General features: G+C 34.6%; 18 protein-coding genes. 7 read left to right on the top strand and 11 right to left on the bottom strand.

Going from position 1 to position 22,291, the window contains the following annotated elements; translation table 11 throughout:
• Window positions 1-11: 11 nt before the first annotated feature.
• The 6 genes from FG27_RS16265 to rfbA all read right to left on the bottom strand — a co-directional run bounded on the left by FG27_RS16265 (window position 12) and on the right by rfbA (window position 6,181).
• Complete coding sequence (locus FG27_RS16265; RefSeq protein WP_037320973.1) at window positions 12-1,007, bottom strand: SDR family oxidoreductase; 996 nt, start codon at window positions 1,005-1,007, stop codon at window positions 12-14.
• 232 nt (window positions 1,008-1,239) lie between these two features.
• Window positions 1,240-2,496, bottom strand: a complete 1,257-nt coding sequence (locus FG27_RS16260; RefSeq protein WP_037322395.1) for a sulfate adenylyltransferase subunit 1 — start codon at window positions 2,494-2,496, stop codon at window positions 1,240-1,242.
• 76 nt (window positions 2,497-2,572) lie between these two features.
• Complete coding sequence (cysD, locus tag FG27_RS16255) at window positions 2,573-3,478, bottom strand: sulfate adenylyltransferase subunit CysD (RefSeq protein ID WP_037320970.1); 906 nt, start codon at window positions 3,476-3,478, stop codon at window positions 2,573-2,575.
• A 1-nt stretch (window position 3,479) separates the two neighbouring features.
• Window positions 3,480-4,082 carry an adenylyl-sulfate kinase gene (cysC, locus tag FG27_RS16250; RefSeq protein ID WP_037320967.1) on the bottom strand — a complete coding sequence of 201 codons (603 nt, stop codon included), beginning with the start codon at window positions 4,080-4,082 and terminating at the stop codon, window positions 3,480-3,482.
• 124 nt (window positions 4,083-4,206) lie between these two features.
• Entirely contained in the window at window positions 4,207-5,028 is an 822-nt protein-coding gene (gene cysQ, locus FG27_RS16245) for a 3'(2'),5'-bisphosphate nucleotidase CysQ (RefSeq protein ID WP_051935899.1), read from the bottom strand.
• Window positions 5,029-5,308: 280 nt separating this feature from the next.
• Window positions 5,309-6,181, bottom strand: coding sequence for a glucose-1-phosphate thymidylyltransferase RfbA (rfbA, locus tag FG27_RS16240; protein ID WP_037320965.1), 873 nt, complete (start codon window positions 6,179-6,181; stop codon window positions 5,309-5,311).
• Window positions 6,182-6,302: 121 nt separating this feature from the next.
• On the opposite strand from rfbA, the gene FG27_RS16235 reads away from it, so the two are divergent.
• Window positions 6,303-7,298, top strand: a complete 996-nt coding sequence (locus FG27_RS16235) for a glycosyltransferase family 10 domain-containing protein (protein ID WP_037320962.1) — start codon at window positions 6,303-6,305, stop codon at window positions 7,296-7,298.
• Here the strand turns inward: FG27_RS16235 and rfbB are convergent.
• Both rfbB and FG27_RS16225 read right to left on the bottom strand, forming a co-directional pair.
• Window positions 7,295-8,365: a dTDP-glucose 4,6-dehydratase gene (rfbB, locus tag FG27_RS16230; protein WP_037320959.1), complete on the bottom strand. Its 1,071-nt coding sequence runs from the start codon at window positions 8,363-8,365 to the stop codon at window positions 7,295-7,297. The two genes, FG27_RS16235 and rfbB, sit on opposite strands and share 4 nt — an antisense overlap.
• Before the next feature lie 48 nt (window positions 8,366-8,413).
• Window positions 8,414-9,421: a LacI family DNA-binding transcriptional regulator gene (locus tag FG27_RS16225; RefSeq protein ID WP_037320957.1), complete on the bottom strand. Its 1,008-nt coding sequence runs from the start codon at window positions 9,419-9,421 to the stop codon at window positions 8,414-8,416.
• A gap of 253 nt (window positions 9,422-9,674) precedes the next feature.
• Between FG27_RS16225 and FG27_RS16220 the strand changes: the two genes are divergently transcribed.
• From FG27_RS16220 to FG27_RS16205, 4 genes are all read left to right on the top strand, one after another.
• Window positions 9,675-10,142: a thiol-disulfide oxidoreductase DCC family protein gene (locus tag FG27_RS16220; protein ID WP_037320954.1), complete on the top strand. Its 468-nt coding sequence runs from the start codon at window positions 9,675-9,677 to the stop codon at window positions 10,140-10,142.
• 341 nt (window positions 10,143-10,483) lie between these two features.
• Window positions 10,484-10,804, top strand: a complete 321-nt coding sequence (locus FG27_RS16215; RefSeq protein ID WP_037320951.1) for a hypothetical protein — start codon at window positions 10,484-10,486, stop codon at window positions 10,802-10,804.
• 98 nt (window positions 10,805-10,902) lie between these two features.
• Window positions 10,903-11,394 (top strand): Dps family protein, encoded by a 492-nt coding sequence (locus FG27_RS16210; RefSeq protein WP_037320948.1) that lies wholly within the window; start codon window positions 10,903-10,905, stop codon window positions 11,392-11,394.
• Between the two features lie 10 nt (window positions 11,395-11,404).
• Window positions 11,405-12,286 (top strand): mechanosensitive ion channel family protein, encoded by an 882-nt coding sequence (locus FG27_RS16205; RefSeq protein ID WP_037320945.1) that lies wholly within the window; start codon window positions 11,405-11,407, stop codon window positions 12,284-12,286.
• Window positions 12,287-12,847: 561 nt separating this feature from the next.
• Here the strand turns inward: FG27_RS16205 and FG27_RS16200 are convergent.
• The gene (locus FG27_RS16200; RefSeq protein ID WP_037320942.1) at window positions 12,848-16,567 is read right to left on the bottom strand and encodes a metallophosphoesterase; all 3,720 of its coding nucleotides are present in this window, start codon (window positions 16,565-16,567) and stop codon (window positions 12,848-12,850) included.
• A gap of 54 nt (window positions 16,568-16,621) precedes the next feature.
• Here FG27_RS16200 and FG27_RS16195 point away from each other — a divergent pair, with 54 nt between their 5' ends.
• On the top strand, window positions 16,622-17,806 hold the full coding sequence (locus FG27_RS16195; RefSeq protein ID WP_037320940.1) for a Pycsar system effector family protein: 1,185 nt from the start codon (window positions 16,622-16,624) through the stop codon (window positions 17,804-17,806).
• On the opposite strand, the gene FG27_RS16190 is transcribed toward FG27_RS16195, so the two are convergent.
• The gene (locus tag FG27_RS16190) at window positions 17,798-20,167 is read right to left on the bottom strand and encodes a GAF domain-containing protein (protein WP_037320938.1); all 2,370 of its coding nucleotides are present in this window, start codon (window positions 20,165-20,167) and stop codon (window positions 17,798-17,800) included. The genes FG27_RS16195 and FG27_RS16190 overlap by 9 nt on opposite strands.
• Before the next feature lie 135 nt (window positions 20,168-20,302).
• On the opposite strand from FG27_RS16190, the gene FG27_RS16185 reads away from it, so the two are divergent.
• Entirely contained in the window at window positions 20,303-21,421 is a 1,119-nt protein-coding gene (locus FG27_RS16185) for a TlpA disulfide reductase family protein (RefSeq protein ID WP_037320936.1), read from the top strand.
• A gap of 155 nt (window positions 21,422-21,576) precedes the next feature.
• Here FG27_RS16185 and FG27_RS16180 read toward each other — a convergent pair whose 3' ends face one another.
• Window positions 21,577-22,266, bottom strand: coding sequence for an SIMPL domain-containing protein (locus tag FG27_RS16180; RefSeq protein ID WP_037320934.1), 690 nt, complete (start codon window positions 22,264-22,266; stop codon window positions 21,577-21,579).
• Between the last annotated feature and the right edge of the window lie 25 nt (window positions 22,267-22,291).

Genomic DNA, 22,291 nt, shown 5'->3' with positions numbered 1-22,291 from the left:
AAAATATCTAATTATTGAAGATTTTCCCAATACCAGGCCACAGCCTCTTTTAAACCATTATCAATTCTATGACTTGGTTTATATCCTAGTAAATTCTTTGCTTTATCAACAGAGGCTAAAGAATGTGGTATATCCCCTGCTCTATTTGGCCCGTGTTTCACTTCTACATTGGCAATCTCAGGGTCAAAATCAGAGAGATGTTTTTTCAGTAATTGAGTAAGCTCTACTAAATTGGTTCTATCCCCAACAGCTGTATTATAAACTTCATTTACGGCTTTTTCATTTTCAGAAGTTATTGCCCGCAGATTCATTTGAATAACATTATCGATATAGGTGAAATCGCGAGAATAAGTACCATCCCCATTAATCAAAGGATTTTCGTGCTTCATAAACTGCATAACGAATTTCGGAATAACTGCAGCATAAGCTCCATTTGGATCCTGCTTTCTTCCAAAAACATTAAAATATCTTAATCCAATAGTATCTAATTTATAGGCATCCTGAAAAATATCTGCATATAATTCATTTACATATTTCGTAATTGCATAGGGAGAAAGAGGCTTTCCGATTTCATCTTCAACTTTTGGAAGTTTTTCAGAATCTCCATAAGTAGATGAACTTGCCGCATAAACAAATCGTTTTACTCCAGCGTCACGCGCTGCAACAAGCATATTTAAAAATCCGGAAATATTAACTTCGTTACTGGTAATAGGATCAGCTAAAGATCTTGGCACAGAACCTAAAGCTGCCTCGTGTAAAACATAATCTACATTCTCACAAGCTTTATGACAGGTATCCAGGTCTCGAATATCTCCCTCTATTAAGTGAAAATTCTCATGATTAATAATCGCAGCTAGGTTATGTTTATGACCGGTAGCAAAATTATCCAGACATACAACTTTCGCTTTTAAATTAATTAAGGTTTCACATAAATTGGAACCAATAAACCCGGCACCTCCGGTAACAAGTATTTTTTTATTTTCTAATTTCTGCTGAAATTCAGTCATTTGAGAATTTTAATTCAACTTTTTATCGGCGGCAAAGATAGAATTTCTTTATGAGCCTATTGCTAAAGAAAGCTTAAAAGCTTGAAAAAACGTTAAAAATTATTTGAAAGACGGTTTTGATATAGGCGATTGTCAATAGGTTGTAGATTGAACCTGTATACCGTAGGGATAGGTTTAAGCTTTAAGCAGTAGGCTTTTAGCTTAAAGCTTAAACCTACTGCTTATGGCTTAATTACACCACCATCCCTGCTGCCACGGTTTCATTTGTATTTTCGTCTATAAGGATAATACTACCGGTATTACGGTTATCCCTATAAGCGTCTAACATCATCCGTCGTGTGGTTCTTATTTTCACCCTGGCGATATCATTCATACTTAAACTAGAATCTTCGCTGTCTCTTTCAAAAGTATTGATGTCCATTTTATAAACCACTTCCTTAATTATGGCGCGCTCCTCATGGGAAGTATGCACAACTGTATATTTGGCTCTGGGTTTAGCAGCTTCATTCGCCAACCAGCATAACATTACGTCAAACTCCTGTTCCATTTCAGGCTGATTGTTTTTCCGCACAATCATATTTCCCCTGCTTACATCAATATCATCTTCAAGCGTTATTGAAATGCTCATTGGCGCATAAGCTTCCTGGACTTCCTGCTCCCCGGTATTGATCGACTTGATCTTAGACTGAAAACCGGAGGGTAAAACAGCCACCTCATCCCCTACCCGATAAATTCCACTGGCAATTCTCCCGGCATAACCGCGGTAATCTCTAAATTCCTTGCTCTGAGGTCGTAAAACGGTTTGCACAGCAAAACGGGCATCTATCTTATTAATGTCGCTACTAATATGTAAGGTTTCCAACGTACTTAATAAAGTCCCATCCTGGTACCAATCTGTATTTTTTGAACGATTTACCACATTGTCTCCAAGAAGAGCGCTTATAGGAATAAACCGAACATCTTTCATCAAAAGTTTAGAAGAGAATTCTTCAAACTGGGTTACAATATTGTTATACACTTCTTCTGAAAAATCTACCAGGTCCATTTTGTTAATACAAACAATTAGATGAGGAATGTTTAGTAAAGAAGCTATAAACGAATGCCTTTTTGTTTGCTCAATAACTCCGTGACGGGCATCGATTAAAATAACCGCGGCATTGGCCGTAGAAGCTCCGGTAACCATATTCCTAGTGTACTGAATATGGCCTGGTGTATCGGCAATTATAAATTTACGCTTAGGCGTGGTAAAATAGCGATATGCCACATCAATAGTAATGCCCTGCTCTCGTTCGTCCTTTAAACCATCGGTAAAAAGAGCCAAATCTACGCCGTTGTGTCCCTTCTTTTCACTGGTTTTACTCACCGAATCTAATTGATCTTCAAAAATAGATTTCGAATCATATAAAAGTCTTCCTATTAAAGTACTTTTCCCATCATCTACACTCCCGGCGGTGGTAAATCTTAGTAGTTGGTTGTTAGTTATTTCCATATTGAATTTTGTTTGTGGAAGCCACATCAAACTTGTTTTCGTGTTAGATCCTGAAACAGGTTCAGGATGACGTTCTCTAGAAGTAGCCTTGCTTCTTACGATCTTCCATCGCAGTTTCACTTCGCTTATCATCAGAGCGATCTCCCCTTTCGGTTTTACGCATTGCCGCAACTTCTTTGACTATTTTCGCTAAAGAATCTGCTTCAGATTCTATACCACCGGTGATGGTAATATCCCCTAAGGTTCTGAATCTTATTTTTTTATTCTGAACTTCTTCTCCTTCTTCTAGTTTTAGGTATTCTGAAACCGGTATCCAGGAATTACTACGAAAAACAACCTCTCTCTCGTGAGCAAAATAAAGAGAAGGAATACTTAAATTTTCTCTTTTAATATAATTCCAAACATCCATTTCGGTCCAGTTACTTATTGGAAATGCTCTAAAATGCTCTCCCTCAAAATGTTTTCCGTTTAAAATGTTCCACAACTCCGGTCGTTGATTTTTAGGATCCCATTGCCCAAAATCATCACGATGGCTAAAGAAGCGTTCTTTGGCCCGGGCCTTTTCTTCATCCCTTCTTCCGCCGCCAATAGCACAATCTATTTTATTTGTTTCAATCGCATCAAGAAGCGTGGTAATTTGTAAAGCATTTCTGGTAGCATTCTTCCCTTTCTCCTCGGCCACACGGCCATTATCTATAGATTCCTGCACTGAACCTACAATTAATTTTACACCAAGTTGCTCAACTAAATCATTTCTGAAATGAATAGTTTCCGGGAAATTATGACCAGTATCTACGTGCATTAGCGCAAACGGTATTTTACTGGGATAAAACGCTTTCTTCGCTAAATGGGTTACCAGAATAGAATCTTTCCCTCCTGAAAAAAGAATCACAGGATTCTCGAATTGCGCCCATACTTCACGTAAAATATAGATCGCTTCCGATTCTAATTCGTCCAAATAATTTAAATAATACTTGCTCATTTTACTTTAATTCAAGTTTCTTTTGAAGCAGTTTTAAAATTCTGCTAGCTGCTTCTTCTAAATTTTCTTTTTCAGTTTCTATTTCAATATCTGGATTAATTGGTTTTTCGTAAGGTGAATCAATTCCCGTAAAATTTTTAATCTCCCCAGCTCTTACTTTTTTATATAAACCTTTGACATCCCTTTTTTCACAAGTCTCCAGACTGGTATTTACAAAAACTTCAATAAAATCCTGCTCTCCGATGATTTTTCTCACCATATTCCTATTGGCCTGCTTCGGAGAAATAAAAGAAGCCAATACCACGGAGCCTGATGAAATCAAAATCTTTGCAACTTCTGCAGCTACTCTTAAATTCTCTTCTCTCTCTTTAAGGCTAAAAGTTAATTCTTTGTTTAGGCCCTTCCTTAAACTATCACCATCTAAAACAAAGGTTCTAACTTTTTGCTCATAAAGTAATTTCTCTACCATATTTGCGAGACTGGATTTCCCCGAACCCGATAGGCCGGTAAACCACACTACAAATGAGCTATGTGCATTTAATTTATTTCGTTCTTCCCTTCCCAGGGAAAAATTAAATGTTGTGATATTATCTATTTGACTCATTTATTAGATTGAATTTTAATATATTTTCAAGAATATAATATAAACCCAATTTTGTTACAACTTTAAATAAACCAAGTTTTCCTTATCTCAAGCCCTATGTTGTAAGGTAATGCTAATTAAATCACTAAAGATTAGAAACAACAAAAGAGTTGTTTAACAAGTTTCTTCTGTTATAAACTATTTCACTTTTGGTTTCCTTATCCATTACTTTCAACCCAACGGCTTTACAAATAGCATGACCTGCAGCGGTGTCCCACTCCATAGTTGGTCCCAGCCTTGGATATACATCAATGCACCCTTCTGCCATGAGGCAAAATTTGAGAGAACTTCCCTTTGGAATGACTTTCACCTCTTGAGAGTATTTTTCCTTGATTCCCTCTATAAATCTGAGGGTTTGTTCATTAATATGCGAGCGACTACCTGCAATATGTATTATTCTACCAACATTCCCTGGAAATATCTCTTCTGCATTCTTTAATAAATCCCCTTCATCAATTTTATTATCAACGATGATTTTAAAAGACTTACCCTCCATTACATCACCAAAATACAGCTCTTTACTCACAGGAATATAGATAACCCCGAAAATTGGCTTATTATTTTTTACGAGGGCAATATTCACTGTAAACTCACCACTTTTTTTTATAAATTCTTTAGTACCATCCAGAGGATCAACAATCCAACAGGAACCCCATTTTTTTCTTTCAGAATATTCAATTTCTATATTTTCTTCACTAATAATTGGGATTCCGGTAGGCTGTAGATAGTTTATAATGATTTTATTTGCCATTTTATCTGCCAGCGTTACCGGCGAATCATCCTCCTTTAATTCTACCTGAAAATCTCCATTTTCGTAGATTCTTAAAATCTCTAAACCCGCCTCAACCGATGCTTGTATTGCCACCAGGTAATCTTGCTGAATTTTATTCTGAATTTCATTTTCCATACAATTTTCAATTTTTGACAATATAGAGATACTTGGCAAATATAATATTTCCTATTAGTCTATCGAATTAATAGGGTATTAATATGTTAGTTTTTTGAGGTTGTTAAAGGAGATTAACTTTTTTTATAAAATGTGCTAGAATTAGCTTCGAGAACAAAAGAAATTAAGAATATTCTAAAAAAATTCCTGAAAGGTAATTTAGAAACCTTAAGAAATAGATGACACTTATATATATGAAGAAATGACTACAAAAAAAACAGTAATTAAAAAGAAATACTATTTATCTAATCAAATTCATCAAATACTTTCCATACTCACTTTTTTCTAAATCAGTAGCTAATTTTTGTAATTGATCTTTCTGAATATAATTTTTCCGAAAAGCTATCTCTTCAGGACAGGCGATTTTTAACCCCTGTCTTTTCTCTATGGTTTGTACAAAATTAGAAGCCTCCAACATAGAATCGTGCGTGCCGGTATCCAACCAGGCATAACCACGTCCCATAATTTCCACTTTTAACTGTTTTTTAATTAAATATTCCTGGTTAATACTGGTTATTTCCAACTCTCCCCTTGCACTAGGTCTACAGTTTTTAGCAATTTCAATTACTGAATTTGGATAAAAGTAAAGTCCGGTCACTGCATAGTGACTTTTAGGTTTTTCCGGTTTCTCTTCTATACTCAATGCGTTTCCACTTTCATCAAAATCTACAACTCCATAACGTTTTGGTTCATTTACATAATAGCCAAATACAGTAGCTTCGTTACTATTCTTACAATTCCTTACTGCACTTTCAAGTAAATTACTAAAACCCTGACCATAGAAAATATTATCTCCCAACACCAGGCATACATCATCATTTTTAATAAAATCTTCCCCTATAATAAAAGCTTCGGCAAGTCCGTTGGGTTTAGGTTGTTCAGCATAAGACAAATTTAATCCCCAGGCTTCTCCATCGCCCAATAATTTTTGAAAATTAGGAAGATCTTTAGGGGTTGAAATAATTAGAATCTCCCTTATCCCAGCTAACATTAAAACAGATAGCGGATAATAGATCATAGGTTTGTCATAAACCGCCAGTAATTGTTTCGAAACACTCCTGGTAAGTGGATATAAACGGGAGCCAGTGCCACCGGCTAGAATTATTCCTTTCATTTAATAAAAAATATTTAAATAACCTTAAGTGCTAATATAATTAACTTCCGCAGAATTTAGGTATAAGAAATTAAAACGATAATTCTAATGAATTTTATACCTTTGAAAATTAAGCTGTACTATGAAAAAAGAGATTAAGATTTGGTTTTCAGATTTCACCAACGATATAAATCCCAAAAATAATTACTTAACAATACTTCTTAGCAAAGATTATAAATTAATCTTTGATGAAAATAATCCCGATTATCTTATTTTTTCTTCATTTGGTTACGATTTCTTAAATTACAAAGATGCTATAAGAATATATTATTCAGGCGAAAATGTGCTCCCTGATTTTAATTTATGTGATTACGGGATTGGTTTTCATTTTTTGGATTTTAATGATAGATATCTAAGATTTCCTCTATTTGCTATAATGGAAGACCAGTTTAAAGAGGTTTTGCTATCCCGCACAAATACAATAGAAACCCTAAAAGAAAAATCTTTTTTTTGTAATTATATCTATTCTAATGCCAACGCCAATCCTTTTCGGGATAATTTTTATCATTTTCTAAATGAGTATAAAATGGTACACTCTGTAGGGACTCATCTTAGAAATTATGAATTTGATGTGGGGGGTAGATATACAAAAGATTGGATGTACTCTAAACTGGATTTTCAATCAAAATGTAAATTCACAATTGCCTTTGAAAATTCATTTTGTCCAGGCTATACCACTGAGAAAATTTTACATGCCTTTATTTCTAATACAATTCCTATTTACTGGGGTAATCCTGAAGTAACCAAAGATTTTAATCCAAACTCATTTATTAATTGTCACGACTATAAATCACTTGAAGACATTCTAAAGCGAGTGAAAGAGTTAGATAATAACGATACTCTATATCTAGACATGTTGAACGCTCCTGCATTAATAGATAACACTATTCCTTATCATTTATCTCAAAACAAACTACTTGACTTTTTTAAGGTTATCTTTAATCAGAAAAAAGAAGAAGCATTCAGAAGACCTAAATACGGTTATATAGAAAGATTTGAAAAAAAACTTTTTAACTTAAATTTTAGAAAGAGTAGACTTCAAATTATAAAACATAATTTAAAAAAAAGATTCAATTAAATTCCATTATACTGCTCTTTATAATATTCTTTATAACTTCCGGAAACCACGGCTTCTATCCAACCGGGATTCTGTAAATACCAATCTACAGTTTTTTTCAAACCTTCTTCAAAAGTTACCGATGGTTTCCAGCCAAGTTCCGCATTGATTTTACTAGCATCTATCGCATAGCGTTTATCATGGCCCGGGCGGTCTTTAATGAAGGTGATGAGCGCTTCAGATTTGCCTTCTTTCCTAGCGAGTTTTTTATCCATTATTTTACAGAGCAACTTAATTAAATCTATATTTTGCCACTCATTAAATCCGCCGATGTTGTAAGTCGATTTATTTTTCCCTTTATGAAATACTAAATCTATGGCCTTCGCATGATCTAACACATACAGCCAATCGCGATTATATTTTCCATCGCCATAAACCGGTAAAGTTTTACCTTCAATTATATTATTGATAAATAAAGGAATTAATTTCTCAGGAAATTGGTTAGGACCGTAGTTATTTGAACAATTTGAAATTACATAAGGCAAATCATAGGTTTCGCCATAGGCCCGCACAAAATGGTCTGATGCCGCCTTTGAAGCCGAATAGGGTGAGTTAGGAGAATATGCGGTGGTTTCGGTAAATAACCCTGTTTCCCCTAAAGTTCCATAAACTTCATCTGTACTAATATGGTAGAATAATTTATTCTCAAAATTACCCTGCCATATTTCAAGGGCCGCTTCCATTAAATTAAGCGTTCCGGTAACGTTGGTATCTACAAAAATTTTAGGATTAGAAATAGAACGATCTACATGTGATTCTGCAGCTAAGTGAATTATATGATCAAATTGATGTTTTTGAAATAAAGCCTTTATTAAACCAGCATCAGTAATATCAGCTTTTAGAAAATGATAATTTTCGGCATTCTCAATATCTTTAATATTTTCAAGATTGCCTGCATAGGTTAGGGCATCTAAATTAAAGATTTGATAATTTGGATATTTAGTTACAAAAAGTCGGATTACGTGAGAACCTATAAAACCCGCACCACCGGTAATCAGAATTTTCTTTTCTGAATATTTCTCTTTCATCTAAAATTTCTCTAATTGATAATTAAATTTAAAAACCTGGAATCTTTTTTAAAACGCCGTAGATTCCAACTGCATAAGTTTAGTGTGTATAGTCTTATTTAATGGTAGTTTTCCAGCAACACGATTCTCTATCCGGTCTACTAATAAATCTACAGCCTGCTGCCCTATCTCGCCGGGAAATTGTTCCACATAGCTAATTGACGGAGTTAAATAGCGCGCCACATCTCCATTTATAAATCCGATAACTTTTAAATCTTTCGGAATATTTATTTTATTCTCATAGGCCATTCTATAAACCAACATGGTACTTTCAAAATCGCTGCAAAGTATAGCTTCAACTTTATCTTCTACTAATAACTTTTTGGTTTTCTCTCTTAAAGTATCGGGTTTAGAGGAGTTTGCTATATAAAAATCTTTTTCGTTTTTTAAAGCATTTCTATAACCGGCAATTCTCAATTTCCCAACTCCTAAATGATGGATAGAAGTTGCGATTCCAATTTTCTTAATTCCGCGGGCTTGCAATAACCGAGTAGCTTCTTCAAAACTATGTTCATCATCTACTCCAATTTTATCCACTGGAAGATCAATGTTAATCCTGTCATATAAAACCACAGGAATATCATAATCTACCAGGTTAAACAAATGGTCATATTCTTTCTTACGTTGTGTTTCTTCAGAAATAGCGATAAGTACACCATCTACAAAACCGGAAGTTAACATCTCGGCAATTTGTTGTTCCCGTTCTAAGCTTTCATTAGAAATATAAGTGATTACCTGCAAACCGGCTTTTTGCGCTGTAGCTTCAATTCCAGATAATACATTAGCAAAAAAAGTATTCGAAATATTGGGAATAATCACTCCTATTGTGCCGCTTTTACTGCTTTTTAAATTTACCGCTACCGGATTTGGCCGATAATTATGAAGTTTTGCAAGTTCTTTAACCCGCTCAACAGTTTTGGGACTAATTTCAGGACTATCGTGCAATGCTTTGGAAACCGTAGAAACTGAAACATTAAGCAATTTTGCAAGTTCCTTTAAAGTGATTTTGTTTTTCATATTTTATCGTTTAATCCCTAAATAATTAATCCCGGGTTACAAATAACCAACCGAGATAGCATTAATTTTCTCAAAATGGTGAACGTATGACGCCTGCCGAATTCTTAATAATTGAATGCTTTTCACTTATTTTATTTTACTGAAATTGCTAATTTGCAAATATCTAATAAATTATCGAGTTAATAGACTTCGGCATACTAAATGTCTCCAGAAGCTTACACGTTCAAATATAAAAAAGATCAATTAGTTTTACATGTACACTGAAATTAAAAGAACCGAAAACCCGCCAAAAAGACCAACGCTAATCTGGGATGGAACTTGCGGTTTTTGTAAATTTTGGAAAACTAATTGGGAAAGTAAAACCCGGGGAAAAGTATTTTTTGAAACCTACCAGGAGAAGGCACAAAATTTTCCTGATATTCCTCTCAAAGAATTTAAAAAAGCCAGCAGGTTAATTGAACCTGACGGTAAAGTGTATAGCGGCCCAGACTCTGCATACAGGAGTTTATATCATTCCGGAAATAAAAAATGGCATCTACACTTTAATAAGTATACCTGGTTTAAAATTATTAGCAAAAACGGTTATAACCATATCGCCAAAAACCGCAGTTTTTATTTCAAACTGACAAAGATCTGTTTTGGTAGTAATCCAAAAAACCTTAAGCCTTTCTGGCTAATTTATCTTGCTATAATTTTTCTTTTATTGATTATCGTTTTTTAGAGAGCTTCATATTAGTACATTTGTTTACCAACTTCAGGTGTAAAGTATGAAATTTCAAAAATCTTATTGGTTTTATATAATTGCGGGCATTATTACCATTATAGGCCTCGTAACTGGATGGTATGTTTTCTTTTTACTGGTTTTTCCATTGGGTCTTTTCAATTTCAGAAACAATAATAATAAGAAGGATTAACTTCTGGACTGAAATTTCTAAAAATCTCCCCAGGCCTTTTAAAATAAGGCTTCTTAAGGAGTTAAACTTATCCTAAACAAGTTTCAATATTTGCATATCAGGGCTTGTCAACGTAATTTAACATTATAAATCAGTCAAATAAATTAAGATGAAAGATTACGGAACGCTTTCTCAAGCGATAAACAAATTAAAACTGGAAGAAGGTTACGAACACGATTTCAACCTTCTTGATGAAGAAATAGAACTTAAATCTAAAGATGAAACCTTTGGAGTTGAAGATTTTGATGTTGATAAAGTACTCCGCTTTGAAGGAATGAGCAATCCAGATGATAATGCAATTCTCTACGCTATTACCACTTCGGAAGGCTATAAGGGAGTTTTAGTTGATGGCTACGGAATTTCTAGCGGTCAGGTTTCGAAAGAAATGATTAAGAAACTCGATTTGAAAGATAATCGTCCAATTAATTAGGTGTCGTTAAACTTCTATTAAACCAGCCGAAATTATTTGTGGAACACACCAACTATTATATTTTTGTATTGAATTTTAAAAAATAATAAATTAAAACTATGAGCTATTTAGGACTCGATAAAGAAAAAACAAAAACTACTGTAGATGAGCTAAATGTTCTTCTTGCAGACTATCACTTGTACTACCAGAAACTTAGAAATTTTCACTGGAACGTAATTGGAAAGAACTTTTTTGATCTTCATGAAAAATTTGAAGAGCTTTATGATGAAGCAAAATTAAAGGTTGATGAAATTGCGGAGCGTATTCTTACTTTAAGATATACCCCAATTAGTAATTTAACCGATTATCTTGAAGCTTCAAGTATCAAAGAATCTAAAGCAGATTTAACCGATTATGAAATGATTGAAACCCTGCTAAAAGATCACGGAATTTTACTGAAGCAAATGCGTTCTGTTGTAGAGACAGCAGATAAAGCAGGTGATGAAGGTACCATAGATCTTATTGGAGCTTACATTAGAGAACTTGAAAAGACAAGCTGGATGTTAGATGCCTGGAAAATGAAAACTACAGATTCTCATAAATCCAGTTAAGAAATAGATCTTGGAAGAAGAATTTAACCTTAAAGATTCCCTGGAAGGAATTACCGGAAAATTAATAAGCTGGCTAGATGCACTAATACTGAATCTACCAAACTTCTTATTAGCAATTCTAGTTTTTATATTATTTGTATTTCTTGCCAAATACGTTGGTCAGTTACTACATAAAATACTGGGAAATAGGGTTAAACAAGATTCCATTAGACAAATAACCGTTAAGGTGAGCAAGGCAATTGTGATCCTTATCGGTTTTTTTATTGCCCTTGGTATTCTTGATCTCAACAAAATTCTTACCTCGGTTCTAGCCGGTGCCGGTGTTGTAGGTTTAGCAATTGGTTTAGCCTTACAGGGCACCTTAAATAATACATTTTCAGGGATTATTTTAAGTTTTTTACCCGAACTTCAAATTGGAGATTGGATAGAAACAAATTCCTATGCCGGTGAGGTCACCGAAATTAATCTTCGGAATATTGTAATTAAACAAGCCGATAATAATTATGTGGTAATTCCTAATTCTAAAATTGTGGAAGAACCCTTTAAAAACTTTTCAAGAACCAACCGCTCTCGAGTTATGCTAAACTGCGGAGTGGGATACTCTTCTCCCCTTGAAAAAGTTAAAGAAATTACTATAGAAACCATTGCTGAACATTTCCCTTCTCGCGGAAATGAACAGGTTGAGTTTATGTTTACCGAATTTGGGGACAGCTCAATTAACTTCGTTGTTCGTTTCTGGACCGATGCTACTAAAAATAGGGATCTTTTAATAGCCAGGGATACTGCTATTATTGAAATCAAGAAAACTTTCGATAAAAATGGTATCAACATCCCATTCCCAATTCGAACTATCGATTTCTCCAATACTTTAAATATGAAGAAACCGGAATAATAAATTCCTGAGTTTTTTCTATTGGCTAAGTCTTTTGTAGTAGTCAATTTTCAAGGTTATGTCAATTACTGTTGTTTCAGTTCTCTTGCTTAGATGTTGAGCTGAAATCAATACTTGATAACCAATCAAAAAAGCTTCTTCCCTGTTATCCTAAATCGAATTTAGAGGCTATTTTAAAGAACTTTTATCTGGCTTTAAAAATAAAATTTCGAAGCTATATTTTCTACTTTTCTAGGGTCTTCGATTTCTTAAGTATGAATTGAGTTTAAGGCTAATTACTCTATCCATTCTAAAGAAAGATTATTCACTATAAGGATATAAATAAATCATATTTTAGCGTTAGCAAATTTCATCGCGGCAAGCCCACGATGCATTTTATTAGAACACGTTTTCAAACTTTATAACATTTACTAACGAGGCGTGCCTCGGGGAATTTATCCTCCTAGAATAAAATCAAGAAAAAGTCTGGAAATTATATGATGAGTTTTTCAAATTTACCCACAAAAAAACCGCCGGGAAATTAGTTTCTCGGCGGTTCTTAATGCTATACTGTAGTTAACTTTAGAACTGGAATCCAAACCCGAATGAAAATCGGTACCCGTCATCACTTCTAAATAGGCTAAAAGTTCCATTTATGGCTTCAGCGCTGGTTACCCAGAAACCTACACCATAACTATCATGCCATTGATTACTGTCTTCAAAATCGTTCCATACCCTACCTAAGTCATAGCCACCAAAAACACCAATTTGTAATGGTAAAAATTTAGTGGTAAATTGGTCAAAGCTATATCTAAGATCACCACCGGTGGCGAAAGAGCTTTTACCAGTGAAACGCTGTAAACGATAACCTCTCAGGCCGGTATTACCTCCAAGTTGTGCCGCCTGGTAAAATTCATAATCATCTCCCATATTTAATTGAGCCTGTGCTTTGGTCTTTAAAACCAGCTTTCTATTCCTGGTAAGTGAATTATAAAAGCCCCAATATGGTTTAAAGTATCCATAAGCCTGGCTTGTATTAGCAGTATTCATTTGCCCTCCAAGATTAAGTTCAAACTTCATTCCCCTGGTAGGATTCAGATTATTATCATAACTTTCGTAACGATATAATGCATCTAAGCCAGCAAAATATTTTCTACTGAAAAAATCTGGATCATCGGTTTCAAAATCTTCAGTAATAAATCTTCCCTCTGTTGCTTCAACTTTATTTCCTTCAAAATTGGCCATAAACCTAAACATACTACCAAACGGAGTTTTGTTTTCAAAACCTGCTTTAGCACTAAATCTGCTAATTTTAACCCGGTTATAGTCGAAGTCTAGATCATCGTCAAAATTTGGTGTCTGATTTCCGAAGCCAAAAAAGTTTCTCGCAAAATTTGGGCTGGTATAATCTGCACCTACTTTTAGATTGTAATTCCCTAAAATATTGGCAAATTCTCCTTCATAATAAAGATCAAAACCATTAGTCGCAAAATAATATCCACCACCAAAGGTATGCTGCGCCGTAAAGGGGTTTCGTTTAAATCCGTTGATAGTATTTACTACCTCAAGACCTACTTTAAAACCATCATCAGGATTAAATCCGAATCCTGGCAAAATAGCACCTGCGGTAAAGGTCTTTTTATCTTTATCGTAGGTATTTATTTCATAATCATCTCTAAATCTAAATTTAGCGCCACCATCTTCCTTAACCGTATTGGGTTTAGATTTATGATCGTAAATTTTAAGACGCTTACTATTCTTAATGGTATAAATGTCATTATTTTGCCCTCCAATTATTCTTAGAAAAATGTTGTCGTCTCCGTCACCTTCAACTAAAATTTCATCATCATCATCTAAAGCATAAAGCCAGATCTCATTGGTCTCGTCTTTATGATAAACCTTATCACTTAAAACTTCTGCACGCTCACCACCTTTATTTCTTGAAATTTTAATCCTGGTTTTTCCATCTTTCATTCGGGTAACATCTACAAAATCGTCTTTATCTGTGCCGGTTACTATGGCAAGTTCAGCAAGATGATCGTAATAGCGCATTGAAATATCTAGAATATTGTCTCTCCTAGCTTTAACTTTTTCTATTAAATCTTTGGTGGTTTGATTGTAAGTTTCTTTTGGAAGTTTTTTGAAAGCTTCTTCAATAACTTCATCAGTCATATTTTCCTGGATGAATTCTGCCTGAGCTTTCCAGGTCTCTTTTCCTACATTTTGAAGTAAAGATCTATCCAGACCTGTTGCCGATACATTAAACCATTCTACATCATTAATGTCTTCACCATAAACAGCAAATTGAGATGCAAAACCGGTTAAAGCTCGCAAGGTTCCGAAAAAAGCACCATCAAAATTTGAAAATACCTGGTCTCTATCCCTGGGAATAGGTTTAAAAACACGATTCCCTTCTTCATCTTCAATTTCAGCCCAACGCCATTGGTCCTGGTGCCTGTCCCAGTCGCCAATAAGCATATCAAATATTCTCGCTTTTACATAAGCTTCTTCATCTAAAGAATATTTTTCATCTCTTCTTAAACGATCAAACATTCCTGCGGTACTCTGTATATCGTGATTTGGAGAACCAAAACTCTCTGCACCTAACCAGTGATCTTCAGGCCGTTCTTCTATCATATAAATAGCGTCCCCATGCTCATCATTATATTTCCCCAACTTTGGTTGTTTGGGTAGATAATATATCTCAGGATTAGTATGAAAAACTCCAACTGCATCTGCCATAGTTGGAATAGCCAAAAATGCATAAGGATGCGCCGCAGTATAAAAATCTGAAATAATGTCTTCGGCCACAGTATTCTCCAACTGGGTCTCTATAGGTGTATCTTTAAAAGCAACGGTTTGCAAGAACTGAACGGCTTTCTTTTTTAACCTTCTAAAGTTATACTCACGATCCATACTATCTTTCATTCTAATAGAAATCGTTTGGTGGCCGCCCCCTTTTCGCATAGGCGTTAAGCCGCCATATAACTTATTAAGATCTGCTATTTCCACATCTATTTCAGTTCCGTAAAGTTCACGGTACCTCTGGCCCCAAACTGTTCTATGAACAGAACCTTTATCGGTTTCTTCTTTTGGATATACCGAGGTGGTAATAGTTTCATCAAATTCATCCGGAAATTCAGATACATCAAATTCTCTGGGTGCTTCAAAAATCTCTTTCTGAAATAAAAGTTTAGGTTTATTGTTCTCATTTCCATAAAAACTCGCCCAGGAGGAACCATCTTTAAACACATCATAAACTACAAATCCCTGTTCAGGATAAGCGAAAATTCCATCGTTGCTTAAAGTAGCATAGGTAGCTTTTGAAGTAGAACCGGAAACAATTTGATTAATCTTCCCATGTTTTATTAATTGTAATGAATGCTCATGACCACTTACAAAAATTAGCCTATCTGATTTTTGACCTAAAGTTTCCAGGCGTTTTACCATAGATTTATAACGCTCATTTTGCGCATCCTGGATAGAAACTCCACCGGTTGTTCTAATTAAGGTAGCTAAAGAGCCTAAAATAGGTACAGGTATTTTTTTCTGTGTTGGATAAATGTGTCGGTTAAAATTGTATTGCCCACCGTGAATTCCATTTGTAAATAAAGGATGGTGCATGGCTACAATAATTGTCTTGTTCTGGCTTTTTTTGAATTCGGTTTCTATTTCCAAAAGCAAAGCCTCACGGGTTTTTATTTCTGCACAGTCGTCGTTTATTGTCGGGCTTTTATTCCAATCTTCAAGATACCACTGGGAGTCGATAACAATTAAAGTAATTTCTTCCCCAATATCCATAATTTCCAATCCGCAGCCGGTTTTTGGGCTCCAAATAAGATCATCGCCAAACTTCTCTTTTAAATATTCTTCTTCTCTTTCCAGGCCAGGAATACGCTCGTTATACCAGTCATGATTCCCGGGGATAAAAAGCACATTCCCATCGTAACCTTCTATGGCATCAAGCTGTGCGTCAATTCTATATTCAGCCGCTTCTCTATCTGGCGCATCTTTATCTGGCATTCCATCGGGATAAATATTATCGCCTAAAAAGATGGTATAGTTATCTGATTGTTTTACCGAATCTAAATAACTTTTAAAAGCTATTAGCCCTTTAGAGCTTCCGCCCATTGGGGAATAGCCACCATCGCCTAATAAGTAAAATGATTTTTCTATTTCCTTATCTGCTGGATATCCAAAATTAGAAGTAAGTTCTCCTTCGAGGTATTTGGGGTCTGATGAGACACAAGAAAAAATCACTAACAGGGCTGCTAGTGATATAAAGATGTTAGTTTTTTTCATAAGGGGTATTGAACATTTTTTGTACTTTGGCTTAACAAAAACAGCTAAAAATATATGAATAATCTCATTGAGAAAGCAGATGATTTTGTTTTGAATCTTTTCAAAGAAAAATTACCGAACACGTATATATACCATAATTACAAGCATACAGAACGGGTGGTTAAAAGTACTAAAGAATTAATTACCAATTCTGAAATTAATGTTAAACAAGAAGAAGCGCTATTGCTCGCCGCATGGCTTCACGATACCGGCTATACCCGAACATTTAAAGGGCATGAAGATGAAAGCAAGAAAATTGCAGAAGAGTTTTTAGAACAAAATAATGCGACCCCTGAATTAATTAAAGACGTGTTAAATAATATTGAAGCAACAAAGTTTGATTCAATCCCGGAAAGCCTTCCTGAAAAAATTATAAAAGATGCTGACTCTTCTCATTTTGCCAAAGATTATTTCGAAGAAACCAGCGAACTTTTACGTCAGGAGCTCGAATTGCACAATATTAAAAATTTCACTGCAGGAGAATGGGTTCAGGAAAATATAAGGGTTTTTACGGAAAAACATAAATTTTACACAAATTATGCTGCTCAAGAATGGAGTGCGAAAAAAGAAGAAAACCTGCTTGAGCTTATTGCAGCAAAGAATAAACAAGCTAAAAAGCTAAAAAAAGAAGAAGCCAAAGCGCGAATGAAGGCGCGTTATAAAAATGACAACCCAGAGAGAAGTATTCAGACCCTTTTTAGGGTAACGCTTAGAAACCACATAAAGCTTAGTGATATTGCCGATACCAAGGCCAATATTTTACTTTCGGTAAATGCGATAATTATTTCCCTGGCTCTTGCTAATATGATTCCTAAATTAGATGCGGCAAGCAATAAACACTTACTAATTCCTACTTTGATCCTTATTCTCTTTAGCGTCGCATCAATTATACTTTCGGTTTTATCTACACGACCTCAAGTTACAAGTGGTGAATTCACAAAAGAGCAGGTTAAGAATAGAGAAGTTAACCTACTTTTCTTTGGTAACAGCCACAAAATGCCATTTGAGCAGTTTAAATGGGGAATGAAAGAAATTATAAAGGATAAAGATTATGTTTACGAATCCCTGATGCTAGATCTTCACTTGCTGGGAAAAGTCTTACATAGAAAATACAAAATACTTAGAATTACCTATACCGTTTTTATGATAGGTATTATTGTTTCAGTAATTGCTTTTGTGGGGGCTTTTTACCTAATGTAATTCTTCCATAAGATTTTCATAAGTAATAGTTCTGTCGGGTTCATTGCTATCTGGAGTGTATAACACTTTTACTCGAATAGCCTTGAGCCCTATTACTCCCTGAACATCTTCCAGTTCTAATAATTCAACCTCTTCACCCACATATTTCTTTGTTTGTAAGTATTTAATATATCTTAGATATTCCTTTTCGTCTGCCCGTTGACTATAAACTATGGCAATTTTCCCTTTTTGGGTAATGCGTTCTTCGGTTCCTTTAATAAAAGACTTATCTATTCTTTTTTTAATTATCTCATAACGAGCATTATAAGTTCCATCTACATCAAATTTTTTCTCGTCCATTCTGTATCTAATAGACATTGTAGAATTATAGACCAATATTAGCGAAGCGGCATCAAGTTTAATTGGCGTGGTTTGCTGTAATTGGTAAAACTTATTCTCCATTTCACACATGGTACTCAGCTGCCAAAGCCTCAAATTATATAAATACACTTTATTAAAAGGCCGATCTTTAACCATAGAGGCGCCTATATAAATATTGTGATCTACGCCATCGGTTTTGTAACGTTCAAAGTAATGTGGATAGATCTTTTGAGCAGCGATTTGCTTTCTGTCAAGAAATCTGGACATGGTGCGGTTTATTTGTTGAACCGTTTCATCATAATGCTTGCGATGATTATAAATTATGCCTGTTTCAGGATTAAGTTGATCCTGGTACTCCTCTACCAATTTCTTTAATTCTGAAGACTGTTTACTTAAATGACTCATGATAGGATTTACTTCCTTCTGAAGCAAATTAAAAACTTTTTGCTCGCTAGAAGCATTTAAGCTACTTTCCAGATCTTCCATAAAATCGGAAATTCGAAACTTTACCTGTTCGTAAATAGGAAGTTCGTCTATTTCATAAGCTTTATCAATTATAGATTGAATTTCTTGTAATTGATGCAGTAAATCTTTTTGAATAGCTTCATTTCGAGCATCAGAAGAAGCAACTACGTCAATCTGGCCGTAAAGCGGATAAATATCTTTAAAAACAATATCCTTAAATGAAGCCAGGCCGTCATCATCATAATCTCTTATATATTTTTTCGCTTCCTTTTCAAAAACCCATAAAACACTGGGATGAATAGAGGTACATTCACTTTGAATTACCGCCTTAACCCTATTCTCAAAATCACTTCGGTTTCTATCTACTGCAGTGGCAATGTAAGGTAAGATTTCATCCAGCTTAATAGTGTTTATACTATTAAGTTCATTCTTTCTTAAAGCTACCAATTCCAAGACACCCAGTAATCTATTATTTTTCACCACTGGAGCCAGAATACAACTTTTTACATTGCTCTCCTTTAAACGCCGGGAAAGTATATTGTTCTTAGTCTTTTTTGCATATTCATCTACATTGGCAATACTAAAAAAACTATGTTCTTTAAAAATATTGTTGAAACCTTCTTCACAAACCCCTTTTCTACATTCACTCACCAACTCTTCGTTTAGAATATAACTGTTTGCCTCTCTATATTCCATTTTTTCGAAAATCTCATCCTGCGGATTATACACCGTAAAACCAACTCGCAAATCTGGAATTTTATAGATAGATCTAAATATTTCTTCCAGTTTTAGCAGTTCATCTTTTTCTGAAGATTTTTCAAAAAGTAAGGCTGTTTTAAGTTCAGATATAGCGTCATCTATAGTTACATCGGTAAGGTTTACAATGGTAAAACCTTTAAAAACCCAACTTTGAGGAGGGAATTTTTCTTTCCATAAATCAATGTTTTCTACATTTTGCAGCAATTCATCTACATCGTCATCGGTAATTTTCCTGGCTTTATCCTTTGGGAAAATATCAATAAAATCTCCATTTAAAGCAATACGGTATCTTCTTATTATACCTTGTTCATCTGGAATATCAAAATATAAAGGCCTGGAGTAATCTATTTTGTAACCGTAATAGTCGTTAAGGATATTTATACATTCCTGTACATAAATAGTTTTATTATCCAGGTTTCTTATTTCAAGTTCAAAATCATCTGGCGCATTCTCCATTATTTTTCTTAAGCGCCTGGATCTATTAAACAGGAAGTTTTCAAATGGAATTGACGCGGCTTTTATTTCATTATTGGTAAGTACGCTGGGAAAAAGATCATCTAGCAAAACCCTTATTGGTTCTCTATATTTTTTAAGCTCATCAAAGTTCGCAATACCATTAATTAGGGCTGGAAAAGATTTTACATGTTCAAGAATACTTTTAATATAATTGCTGGCAACTTCGCTTTCTTCATGCTCCAGTTGTTTCTTATATTGCTCAACAACTTTATGAAAACTAATTTGAATCTCAAACGGTAAATCTTCTCTTTGTTCTTTCATAAAAAGTAATATCAGTTAAAATTACATATTCCGCAAGGCTTACAAATTTACACCGTTTAAATTAACAATTTTTTATAAAATTAGGCCGGTATTACCACCCCAGATGCTTATTTTTGTCTTAAACAAAACAAGTTTATGCGTAAAAAAATAGTTATGCTTGCCATTGCGGCAGCATTCACTTCCTGCCAGGAAGACAAAGGTTATTTTATCTCTGGAGATGCCTCAGAAATGGAAGATGGAAACATGGTATATGTTTCAGAAATTGACGAAAATACCAACCGGCCAAGCAGAGTAGATTCTACTACTATTGAAGATGGTCGTTTTGAATTTGATATGGAAGATGTGGAAAGTCCTAATTTAAGCTTTCTAGAATTCGAAAATACTAATGGAAACGTAATTTTTATTTCTGAAAATGAAAAAATAAACTTTAAAATTTACAAGGATAGTTTACGTACTTCTGAAGTAAAAGGAGGAAAGGAAAATAAGTTACTCTACGATTATTTAGGCCATTTGAAAGAAGTAAACGAGAAAGTAATGGAAGGCAGAAATTCTATGCGTTCTGCTTATCAGGCACAGGATAGCACAAAACTTGCCACACTTCAGGAAAATGAAAAAGAACTTATGGACAACGATAAAGTCTTTAAGAAAAAGGTCGTTGAAGAAAATCCAGATTCTTTTGTTTCCATAATGGTAATAAGCGACATGCTAAGAATGCAATCTTATCCTATAAATGAGATCCAGGAGATGTTTGATTCTCTTTCAGAAGAAGTAAAAAACACAGCAATTGGGAAACAGATTGCTAAAAGTCTTGAAAATAATGATAAAGTGGCTGTAGGCAGTAAAGCGCCAAACTTCACAGCTCCCACTCCAGAGGGTGATAAACTTGCCCTAAAAGATGTGATGGGAAAAGTAACAATAATAGATTTTTGGGCGGCATGGTGTAAACCATGCCGTGTCGAAAACCCCAATTTGGTTAAAACTTATAACAAATACAAAGACGATGGCTTAAGTGTTATTGGAGTTTCTTTAGACCGTCCCGGCCAAAAAGATCGTTGGCTGGAAGCTATAGAACAAGATGGTTTACCCTGGCACCAGGTTTCTAACCTTAAATTTTGGCAGGAGCCCGTGGCTCAACTTTATGATATTAAAGCAATTCCTGCTGCCTTTGTTTTAGATGAAAATGGTACCATTGTAGCCCGAGATCTTAGAGGTGATGCTTTGGATAGGAAAATTGGAGAATTACTTAACAAGTAATATTTTAATCATCTAAATTTAAGCCCGCTCCTTGCTCAACTCTTTACTTCTCTGTTATTAAATTTTCTAATCAAAAACTTTAATTTATTATTTCGAAATTTTAAACTGAATTCAGTTTGAATTGATAAAATAATTCCCAACTCCCCTAATTTTGTTTACTCCATCAAAAGTATAAAAGCTACATTCACTTCTACACTTACTTCCATTTCTCCAGGAGCAATAGTCTCTTGATTTCCAGAACTATCACTAGCTTTCATTTCCATTACTCTATAAACTGGCTGGTGGTTATTATTATTCCCTTCGGAAATCATAAAAGCGCTTCCAACCTGCTGGTTTAACGGCGCTGCTAGAGCTTCAGCTTTTTCTTTTGCATTGAGCACAGCTTTAGTTCTGGCCTCAGCTTTATGTTTTTCAATATCAGAAGATTCAAATTGAACGCCATTTATTCCGTTTAAACCATTTTCCAATAAGCCTTTCATTATTTCTTCATATTTGCTAATGTTCTCTAGCGTAATGGAAATTGCCTGGTTCGCTACATAAGTATAGGTTTTATCGTTATAGTTATAGCGTTTATTTAGGTTGATATAATCGGTATTGATATTTTTTTCAGCAATCCCTTCAGATTTCAAATATTTAATCACTTTATCAACCACCTCATCATTCTGAGATTTTACCGAGGTGGCACTTTGGCCCTCGTGTTCAATTTGTGACCTAACGGTAACTTTATCTGGCGCCACTTTAACTATACCTTTTCCGGTAACGTGAATCCCCTGATTATTAGCATTGTTTTGCGCCATCATACCGAAACCGGCAGTTAAAGCTATAAGTAAAATTAATTTTTTCATAATTCTGTTTTTATGTTTGGGAAAG

The sequence above is a fragment of the Salegentibacter sp. Hel_I_6 genome, from assembly GCF_000745315.1.
Classification (GTDB): domain Bacteria; phylum Bacteroidota; class Bacteroidia; order Flavobacteriales; family Flavobacteriaceae; genus Salegentibacter.
The sequence above is the reverse complement of the archived record's forward strand: the minus strand, read 5'-3'. Positions and strand labels throughout refer to the sequence as shown.